Below are 9,893 nucleotides of genomic sequence, written 5' to 3' on the forward strand. Positions count from 1 at the left end.
CGGCGTGCACCCACCGCGCGATCTGGGCGAGCGCCGTGCGGCGGCCCGCGAACGGCCCGTCGGGCACGGGGAGGTGGTCGAAGGACTGCTCAAGAACGTTTCTGCGGCGGGCGGCCGCGCTCTTGTCGGTGCGGCGCAGGCGCGGCGCCGCGCTCTTCGCGGCGGGGCCCGTGCTGGCGGCGATGACCCGCTGCTGGTCGAGGAAGGGCCGGATGCCGCGCACGTCGAGGGCGGTCAGCCACTGCAGCCGCAACTGCTCGGGCCCGCCTGGACGGCTCAGGGCGCCCGCGCTGCGGCTCGCGGCGGGCAGGTGGGCGGCGGTCACCTTGGCCACCGCGGTCGCGGCGCCGAGCACGGCGACCGTGGCGCCCGAGCCGACCGCGACGCCGGTCCCCGTACCGAGCACGAGGTCGGCGACGCACGCGGTGACCGCCCCGACTCCCGTCACCAGCAGCGGAGTCGACCCGCCGTGCTCGGCGAACCGCTGCCCGAACGACTTCTGTCCCGCGGTCGCCTCGTCCAGGGCGTGGGTGTAGGCGGCGTACTCGTCGGCGGCGGCCAGTGCCATCGCGTCGAGCGAGCCGCGGGCCCGGGACAGCAGTGCCACGCCGTCCGTGCGGCCGCCGGAGCGGCGCACCTCCTCCTCGACGGCGCGGGCCAACAGCCGTTCGGCGTCGGCGCGGTGGCTGTCACGCATGGTGCGTCCCCCTCAGGTTGGGCTCCGGTTCTGCTCCGGTTCTGCCCCGGATCCGCTCCGGATCCGCTCCGGATCCGCTCCGGTCCAGCTCCCGACGTACCGCGGTCGTAGTGCGGTCGTAGTCGGTCGTACCGCGGCGGTGCTCCGGTCGCACCGGGTTCTGTCCGTAACGCGTCAAGTGTGCTGTGTGCGGGGGCGTCGGCGACAGGGCGCCGGAGTCCGGCCTCGCGCGCACCGATGCCGTCATAATGTCCGGTGTGGCCAGATTTGCTGTGTTCTTCGTCTCCGCGTTCCTGGGCCTCGGGCTCACGGCGCTGTCCCTCGCGGTCTCGCCGTGGTGGTGGCCGCCCGCCGCGATCGCCCTGGCCCTGACCGCCCTCGGCGCGTACGACCTGCTGCAGCGCGGGCACTCCGTGCTGCGCAACTATCCCCTCCTCGGCCATCTGCGGTACCTGCTCGAACGCCTGCGCCCGGAGGCGCAGCAGTACTTCATCGAGCGGGACTACGACGGGCGCCCCTTCGACCGGGACGTGCGCAGCATCGTCTACGAACGGGCGAAGGGCACCGCCGCGGAGGAGGCGTTCGGCACCGAACTCGACGTCTACGCGCCGGGCCACGAGTTCCTGGTCCACTCCATCGCGCCCCGGCCCACCCCCGAGACCCCGCCCACCGTGCGCGTCGGCGGCCCCGACTGCACCCGCCCGTACGACATGGCGCTGCTCAACGTCTCGGCCATGAGCTTCGGTTCGCTGTCGGGCAACGCCGTGCTCGCACTGAACCGCGGCGCCGCGCTCGGCGGCTTCGCCCACGACACGGGCGAGGGCGGCATCTCCGAGTACCACCTGCGGTACGGCGGCGACCTGGTCTGGGAGATCGGCTCGGGGTACTTCGGCTGCCGGACGAGGGACGGTGACTTCGACCCGGGGCTCTTCGCCGAGCAGGCCGCCCGCGAACAGGTCAAGTGCGTCTCCCTGAAGCTCTCGCAGGGCGCCAAGCCGGGCAGCGGCGGCCTGCTGCCCGGCGGCAAGGTCAACGCGGAGATCGCCCGCGCGCGAGGCGTGCCCGAGGGACGGACGGTCGTCTCACCTCCCTACCACCGCGCCTTCTCGACGCCCCACGGTCTCGTCCGGTTCCTGGCGCGACTGCGCGAGCTCGCCGGCGGCAAGCCCGTGGGGTTCAAGCTGTGCGTGGGGTCGCGCCGCGAGTTCCTCGCGGTGTGCAAGGCCATGCGCGCGCAGGGCGTCACCCCCGACTTCGTCATCGTCGACGGCTCGGAGGGCGGCACCGGCGCGGGCCCGCTGGAGTTCGCCGACCACTTGGGCCGACCGCTCACCGAAGGGCTCATCACGGTCCACAACGCCCTGACCGGCACCGGCCTCCGGGACCGGGTCAAGATCGGGGCGAGCGGCAAGGTCGCCACCGGCGCCGACATCGTCAAGCGCCTCATCCAGGGGGCCGACTACACCAACTCGGCCCGCGCCATGATGTTCGCCGTCGGCTGCATCCAGGCCCAGCGCTGCCACACCAACACGTGCCCGGTGGGCGTCACCACGCAGGACCCGCGCCGCGCCCGCGCCCTCGACGTCGCCGACAAGTCGCTGCGCGTCCAGCGTTTCCAGGCCGCCACCGTCGCCAGCGCCCTGAAGATCATGTCGGCGACCGGCGCCGCCACCGCCGCCGAACTCCGCCCGGACATGCTGCGCAGACGCACCGATCCCGTCACGGTCCGCTCCGGCGACCAGCTCATCGAGCACCTGAGTCCCGGGGCGCTCCTGGACGGCGACGTCCCACCGGACTGGGCCGAGGACTGGGAGTCCGCCGACCCGGACCGTTTCTGACGTGGCCTGCGCGGGCCGGTTTTCAGACCCAGGTTGTCGGTTTCAGGACGAATCCGGTCGGTAGTGGCTTCAGTTCTTTACATATGCATCTATAGATGATCGACAATGGCTCGAACATGTGAAACGTACGGACACGGAGAGTTCAAGTCATTGCCGGGCGCTGCCGCTGAGTACGCCGCTCACGTTCAGGACCTCGTGGCACCCCGCGGCCTGCCGACCGGTGGCCGGAGTGCCTGGCTTGTCGCAGGTCACCTTGATGGACGCGGTGTCCCCCTCGGGGATCGTGATGGGGGTCACCCAGTGATAGTCCTGGTTGCGGAAGGTCTCCAGCGCGATCGTGGTGATCTTCCGGTCGCCGAAGGTGATCGTCAACTGTCCCTCGTCGCCCTGGAAGTTGGCGACGACGATGTCCGTGACCCCGAAGGTGCTGCCCTTGGGCACCGTGTAGCTGCCGGTCTTCGTCTGCCCGGCGGTCGTCCGTACGTCGATGGTCTGCGAGCTCTGCCGGCCGCCGCCGCCATCGGTCGAGGTGCCGCCACCGCCACCGCCACCGCCGCCGTTGCCCGACCCGGCCGGCGCGCCGGGCCGCTGGGCGCCGGGACTCGCCGAACCGCCACCGTCCGCCCCCGGGGTCTGCGGCCCGGCGGGGGTGGGACGTGCCTGGACCGCCTTGTCGGCCGCGTCCTTGGCGGCGCTGCGCACCGCGGGACGGACCAGGGCGAACCAGGCGAGCAACAGCGCGAGCAGCGCCGCGAGCACGGCGAGCAGCCACTTGGGGAACACCGGGATCTGGACGAACTCGGCGTCGAGCGGCGCCCGTACGGGCAACTCGGCGCCGGCGGCCTCAGCCGCCTCTACCGCCCCAGCCGTGTCACCGGCGTCGGTGGCCGAAGTGGTCTCAGTGCTCTGCGCGGTCTGTGTCGTCTCCACGGTGAACGGCCACACCACCGGCGCGCCGAACCACACCGGCTTGCCCGTGCGGACGCGCAGCCCGACCTCCGCCGACTCGCCGGGCTCCAGCTTCGGCGTCGGCGGCTTGAAGGCGAACGCCAACTCCTCGCCGGCCTGGCCGGGCGTGAAGCCCACCTGTACCGGGGTGTTGCCCTGGTTCCGCACCGCGAGCCGGTAGCGGGCGCGCAGCCAGCCGCGTCGGCGGCGCGGGGCCAGTTCCGTGCGCAGCTCGCGGAACTCCCGTACGCGCACCGTGGTTTCGGGCACGTGCGCCGACTCGGGGTGCTCGGCGGGCAGGACCCGCACACCGAGCGGCATCTCACCGGCCCGGACCTCCGGGGAGCGCGGTGGCTCCAGGCGGATCGTCACCGTTTCGGACGTGCCCGGATAGAGCGAGACCCGCTCCGGTTCGACGGTGGCCCAGGCGGCGCAGTCGCCGACGACCTCCAGGCTGTACGCCTCGACGATGTCGCTGTCGTTGCGCACGGTCAACTGAGTCGTGGCGGTGTCACCCGGCGTCACCGTCACGGCCGGGATGTCGAGGCCGGGAGCACCGGGACCGGAAGAGGCTGCGGAAGGCGTCACGTCAGCAGCGTAGGAACGCGAGCGGCGGCGCCACGAGGAACGCGAGGGCAAGTTTCGGGCAGTGGCAATGCCCCGAAAGTCGCAGGCAACTCACTTGTAGCACTGGGTCGTTAGTGTCCGACACCGCTCCTCGCGCACCGCCCTCGGTGGGCTCGCGCCCCCTTCCCCGGATCCCAAGGAACTGGCAACACCCACGGAACTCACAGCACTCACAGACCCCGTAGACCCCGTAGACCCTCACGAACTCATGAAACGGGTGACCTCTCATGTCCAGAACACAGGAGAAGAGCAAGAGCCTGCCCGGCGGCCGCGACCGGGTGTCGGTGGCCGTCTACGCCGCCGATCCGGTCCTGCGCGTCGGCGTCGTCCACCAGTTGCGCCAACGCCCGGAGGTCGAACTGCTCGACGACGCCGACACCGAGCGGGCCCAGGTGTCGCTGGTGGTCGTGGACACCGTGGCCGACGACGTGGCCGCCCTGCTCGACCGGCTGCGCCTCAGCACCGCCACCCGTACCGGTCTCGTGGTCGGCACTCTCGGGTCCGGCGCGCTGCAACGCGTCATAGAGTGCGGCGTCGCGGCGGTGCTGCGGCGCTCCGACGCGGACCAGGACCAACTTCTGCGCCTGGTAACGGCGTTAGCGAGGGGGGAGGGCATGCTCCCCGGCGACCTGCTCGGCAAGCTGCTCACCCATGTGAGCGGGCTCCAGCGTTCGGCGCTTGATCCGCGCGGCCTGTCGCTGTCCACCCTGACCACGCGCGAGGCGGACATGCTGCGCCTGGTGTCGGAGGGCCTCGACACCGCGGAGATCGCCCGCAAGACCTCGTACTCGGAACGGACCGTCAAGAACGTGCTGCACGAGATCACCACACGCCTCCAACTGCGCAATCGCGCCCACGCGGTGGGCTACGCGCTGCGCAACGGACTGATCTGACGCCGGCACCCGCACCGAAGCCGACGGCACCGAGGCCCACGACGGAGGAAGGGAAGCCCGCGCTGCCCGAAAGCGCACCGCGTGCTTCCCCCGGGTACGGACCCGGCGACCTGCCGCCCCGCACGCGGCGGGTGCAGGGTGGCGGGGGCATCCGCACCAGACTGTGAGGGGAACCGTGAGGGCGACCGTGACGGGAACCGCCGGGCACGGCAGGCGGCACCGCCTGGGCAGACTCGGAACGGCGTTGCTGCTGCTGGTTCCGCTGCTCGGGGTGACGGCGGCGGCCTCCGGGCAGGGTGGCGGCGGCGCCACCACCTCCAAGGCGGCTGACACCGCCGGCGCCCGGATCGTGTACGCGGGCACCCGGCACCGCAGCCTCGGGCGGGTCGCCTCCACCACCTCCAGCACACCGCTGTTCGGCGCGAGCCCGACGCACTACGACGTTCAGCCGTCCGCCCTGGGTGACCAGTTGGTCTTCGCGAGCCGCCGAGACGACAAGGACCCGCAGGTCTACCTGCGCTCCGCGGACGGTTCCGTACGCCGCCTGACCAGCGGCCGCGACGCGGAGCACCCCCGCCTGACCCCCGACGGCAAGGCCGTGGTCTTCGACTCGGCCGAACCCGGCGGCACCGGCGGCCACAAGCAGCGCGACCTGTGGCTGGTGCGCACCGACGGCACCGGCCTGACGCGGCTCACCGACACCCCCGCCGACGAGGAGTACCCGACGGTCTCGCCCGACGGGCAGCGCCTGGCGTACAGCAGCGACAGCGATCCGCTGACCGGGGAGCAGATCTACGTACGCCCCCTGCACGGCTCCGGCGTCATCCCCACCCGGATCACGTCGCCCGTCAACGGCACGGCCTCCGAACCGGTGTGGAACCCGGTGAACGACGACGCCCACCGGAACGTGATCGCGTACACGGCCACCACCACCGAGAACGGGCACGGCGTGCACCGGCTGCGGGTGACCGACGCGGCGGGCACGAGCGACGGGCCGCTGCTCGGCGGCTCGTACGCGCGGTGGCGCGGCCACGGGGCAGCGTGGCTGCCCGACGGGGACCAGCTGGTGTTCCTCAGCCACGAGACCACCTGCACGTGCGAGGGCGACTACGACCACGTGTTCAGGTCGTCGACGCACTCGGCGCAGGAGCCCGGGCTCGTCCTCAACGAGGACCGGGAGGTCCGCTCGCCCACTTGGCTGGGGCCGCTCGACGGCGGCGGCGTGGTGGTGGGCCGCACCACGGCGGACGGGCCGCACACGGTGACCTTGCAGGACGTCCGCGCGGACGGGTCCGACCCGCGCGACCTCGGGCAGACCATCCTGCGCGAGGACCCGGCCGCCGACACGAACACCGATCCCGCCAAGGACCCGCTGTTCCGGCCCGGACCGAAGTACGACCCGTGGACCGAACGGCAGAGCTACACGCCCGACGGACGCCGGATCGTCTTCACCCGGTTCGAGGACAACGCCGACAAACAGCGGATCGAACGGATCTGGCTCGCGGACGCCGACGGCACCCACGCGCACGCCGTGCCCCTCGCCGGGCGCGGCCCGACCGACTGGGACACCGACCCGACGTTCTCCCCTGACGGCAAGTACCTCGCCTTCACCCGGACCTCACCGGGCGGCGTCGGGAACGCCGGGGGCCCCAGCCGCATCCTCATCGCGGACGCGGCCACCGGCGCCATCACCGGCCGGATCACCCCGCCCGCCGGGCAGCAGGGTGTCGACGCGCAACCCGCCTGGTCCGCCGACGGCACCACCCTGGCCTTCACCCGCACCGAGGTCATCGACGGCGACGGCGGCAACAAGCACATCTGGACCGTGCCCGTGAACCACCTCGACCGGCAGCGCGACCTGAGCGCCACGATCTGCCCCGGCGCCTGCCAAGTCATCGACGACAGCCCCGCGTTCTCCCCGGACGGGCGCAGCGTCGCCTTCAACCGCAAGAGCGGCGGCGGCGCCGTCGACGAACGCGACGGCATCCTCCTGACGTCCTTGTCGGGCGACGCCTGCAAGGTGCTGATGCCCGCCGCCGCCCGCGGCGTCCCCGACGCCTGCCACCAGCGACTGCCCGAGGCCACCGGCCCGTTCCAGCCGCGCGACGCCGCCTGGACGGCCGACGGCAAGCGCCTGGTGATCAGCGCCCGCCCGAACCGCCCCGTCAACACCCCCGAGAAGCTGAAGATCCTGGACATCGCGTCCGGCAAGCTCACCCGTCTGACGACCGAACTCCCGGGCCGCCAGAAGGAACCCGGAGTCCAGCAGTCCGTGGACCTCGCCGTGCACGCGCCCGGTACGGTCCCGGCGCTCACCGTCGGCAAGACCACCACGGTCCGCGTCGACGTGGTGAACAACGGCCCCGCCGCATCCCCGGGCACCACACTGACCATCGCCCCGCCGACCGGCGTGCGGGTCACCGAGGTGACCCGTCCCGACGGCACCTGCGACGCGGCCGCCCTCCAGTGCGACGTCGGTGTCGTCCCGCCCGGCACCACCGTTGCGGTGACCGTCACCCTCACGGGGCTCACCCCCGGCGACGAGCCGATCGGCTGGTCGGTGGCCGGAACCGTCGTCGATCCACGGCCCGGCGACAACGCGGACCGCACCCTGGTGCCGGTCGTCGCGGCCCCGCCGCCCCCGTCGCCGACCCCCTCGACACATCCCTCGGCACCCCCGTCGACGCCGCCCGCGACCTCCCCGCCGCCCACCGCGCCCCCGGCTCCCAGGGTGCCCGACGCCGGGCCGGGGCTGAACCTGACGGCCCAGCCGAACCCCGGCTACGTCGGCGGGCGGGTCGTGGTGACGTACACCGTGCGCAACGGGCGCAACGCGCTGGCGACCGGGCTTCGGCTCCACGTCCACCTGCCCAAGGGCATCCCGAACAGCGGGCCGCCGCCGGGCTGCGACACGTCCTGGGTGTGCGCGCTGCCGGACCTGGAACCGGGCGCGAGCACGGTCGTACGGGTCGTCCTCAGCCCCGACAAGGCGCTCACCGCCCACGTCACCGGCGAGCTCACCACCACCGGAACGGACGCCGACAAGAGCGACAACACGGCCCGCGAGCGGCTGCGCGTCCTCCAGCCGCGCATCGTCGCGGTGCCCGCGGTCGGCAGGCCGGGCTTCGTCACCTCGGTGCGCGGCAAGGACTTCCCGCCGGGCGTGCCGGTGCGGTTCACCTGGAAGCCGGGGATCACCGCGGCCGCGGCGCCGACCGTTCCACGGCCGGACGGCACGTTCATCGGCCAGTTGCTGATCCTCGCCAAGGACCAGACCGGGCCGCGCGTCATCACGGCCAAGGGCCCCGGATTCTCCCCGGTGACCACCGACTTCCTGGTGGTCGACGGCAGCGTGCAGCCGCCGGACGAGGTGACCCGCCGGTGATCCACGAGGTCGACGACGGGCTGCGCCGCCTGCTGGGCGAGTCCGGGCTTCAGGCGTCGGGCGTCGACGTCGTCTTCGACGCCCCCACCCGCGACTGGGCCGCGCGCCGCAGCGCCCCGACGGTCTGCGTCTTCCTGTACGACATCCGGGAGGACGCCGTCCGGCGGGGCAGCGGCTCCGGAGAGGTGTACGACGAGGACGGCCATCTCGTGGCGCGGCGCACCCCGCCGCGCTGGTTCGAGCTGACGTACCTCGTCACGGCGTGGGCGAGCCGCCCCCAGGACGAGCACCGGCTGCTGTCGCAGGTGCTCGCCACGCTGGTGGCCACCGAGACGCTGCCCGCGCGGCTGCTCACCGGCACCCTCGCCGAACTCGGCCTGACCGTGGGCCTCGACACCGCCGCGACCGGCTCCGACGCGCCGGCTGCATCCGACGTGTGGTCGGCCATGGGTGGCGACCTGAAGGCATCGCTCTCGCTGCGGGTGCGGGCGCCGCTCGCCGGTGTCACGAAGGCCGCCGCCCCTCCGGTCACCGAAGGTCTCGTCGTACGTGCCACCGCGCGCGGCGACGACACGGAGGCGGGGCGCCGGTTGCGCTACACGCAGACCAGCGACCCGGGCCCCGACGGCGGCTACGCGGGCCCCCGCGAACGCCCGCCCGCCCCCGCCCGGCGCCGCCGCAGAGGGGACCGCCAGCCGTGACACACACAGCCGAGCCACCCGCCACCACGGTCGGCGCCACCGCCACCGCCACCGCCGCAGCCACCGCCTCTGCCGGCGTCACCGGCGCTGCCACTGGCGCCGCCACCGACGTCGACCACCTGTGGGCGCGGCTCCGCGCCGTCGAGGAGCGGGTGCGGCACGCCGTGGCCGTGCGGCGCGCCGCCGACCCCGACCCCGAGGACCCGTACCGGGGCCAGTACCTCACCCCCGAGGCGGTCGACCGCATCCTGCACGAACCGGGCGGCCTCGACGCGCCCGTACCCGAGCGCGAGCCGTGGCGCCCTCCACCGGACTCGGTCCTCGGGGAGCTCGCCGCACGGTTCGGCCTGTCACCGCTCGACCTGGACCTCCTCCTGGTCGCGGTGGCGCCCGACCTGGACGCACGCTTCGAACGGCTCTACGGCTACCTCAACGACGACCTGACACGGCGGCGGCCCACGGTCGGCCTCGCCCTGGAACTGTGCGGGCTCGCGGGAGCGGCGTCGGCGCGGTTCCGGCTGACCCCCGGAGCACCGCTGGTCGAGGGCGGCCTCGTGGAGGTCGTCGATCCCGAACGGCCTCCGCTCTCACGGGTGTTGGTGGTGCCCGACCGGGTCACCGGGCACCTCCTGGGAAGTACGCGGACCGACGCCCGGCTCGCCGGGGTGCTCCGAGAGGCTCCCGACGACCCGACCGCCGACGCGGCGGAGGTGCGGCGGGCGGCGGCCGCGACCCGGACCGGCAGCGGTCTCGTACTGCTGCGCGGCCGCGGCGGCGACGCCGAGGGCCTGGCCGTCGCCGCGG

5 protein-coding genes and 2 pseudogenes are annotated in these 9,893 nt (G+C 73.4%); 5 read left to right on the plus strand and 2 right to left on the minus strand.

Features of this window, described 5'->3' with window-relative positions; genetic code table 11:
• Positions 1-697 (minus strand): annotated as a pseudogene (locus OFY01_RS12000) (hypothetical protein); the annotation flags it as partial.
• A 248-nt stretch (positions 698-945) separates the two neighbouring features.
• On the opposite strand from OFY01_RS12000, the gene OFY01_RS12005 reads away from it, so the two are divergent.
• Positions 946-2,535 (plus strand): FMN-binding glutamate synthase family protein, encoded by a 1,590-nt coding sequence (locus OFY01_RS12005; protein ID WP_407700325.1) that lies wholly within the window; start codon positions 946-948, stop codon positions 2,533-2,535.
• Positions 2,536-2,682: 147 nt separating this feature from the next.
• Here OFY01_RS12005 and OFY01_RS12010 read toward each other — a convergent pair whose 3' ends face one another.
• Positions 2,683-4,071, minus strand: coding sequence for a COG1470 family protein (locus OFY01_RS12010; protein ID WP_266599080.1), 1,389 nt, complete (start codon positions 4,069-4,071; stop codon positions 2,683-2,685).
• A gap of 266 nt (positions 4,072-4,337) precedes the next feature.
• On the opposite strand from OFY01_RS12010, the gene OFY01_RS12015 reads away from it, so the two are divergent.
• The 4 genes and pseudogenes from OFY01_RS12015 to OFY01_RS12030 all read left to right on the plus strand — a co-directional run.
• Positions 4,338-5,003 (plus strand): helix-turn-helix transcriptional regulator, encoded by a 666-nt coding sequence (locus OFY01_RS12015; protein ID WP_266599081.1) that lies wholly within the window; start codon positions 4,338-4,340, stop codon positions 5,001-5,003.
• Positions 5,004-5,190: 187 nt separating this feature from the next.
• Positions 5,191-8,388 carry a hypothetical protein gene (locus tag OFY01_RS12020; RefSeq protein WP_266599083.1) on the plus strand — a complete coding sequence of 1,066 codons (3,198 nt, stop codon included), beginning with the start codon at positions 5,191-5,193 and terminating at the stop codon, positions 8,386-8,388.
• Positions 8,385-9,089 (plus strand): DUF4255 domain-containing protein, encoded by a 705-nt coding sequence (locus tag OFY01_RS12025; protein ID WP_266599085.1) that lies wholly within the window; start codon positions 8,385-8,387, stop codon positions 9,087-9,089. The genes OFY01_RS12020 and OFY01_RS12025 overlap by 4 nt, the downstream gene beginning before the upstream one ends.
• A pseudogene (locus tag OFY01_RS12030) lies at positions 9,086-9,893 on the plus strand (ATP-binding protein); the annotation flags it as partial. The gene OFY01_RS12025 and the pseudogene OFY01_RS12030, both read left to right, overlap by 4 nt.

Source organism: Streptomyces beihaiensis (assembly GCF_026274175.1).
Classification (GTDB): domain Bacteria; phylum Actinomycetota; class Actinomycetes; order Streptomycetales; family Streptomycetaceae; genus Streptomyces; species Streptomyces beihaiensis.

Excerpts from the sequence above, each read along its gene's own strand:
- OFY01_RS12005 (WP_407700325.1), top strand. The coding sequence starts at position 946 with ATGTCCGGTGTGGCCAGATTTGCTGTGTTCTTCGTCTCCGCGTTCCTG.
- OFY01_RS12015 (WP_266599081.1), top strand. The coding sequence starts at position 4,338 with ATGTCCAGAACACAGGAGAAGAGCAAGAGCCTGCCCGGCGGCCGCGAC.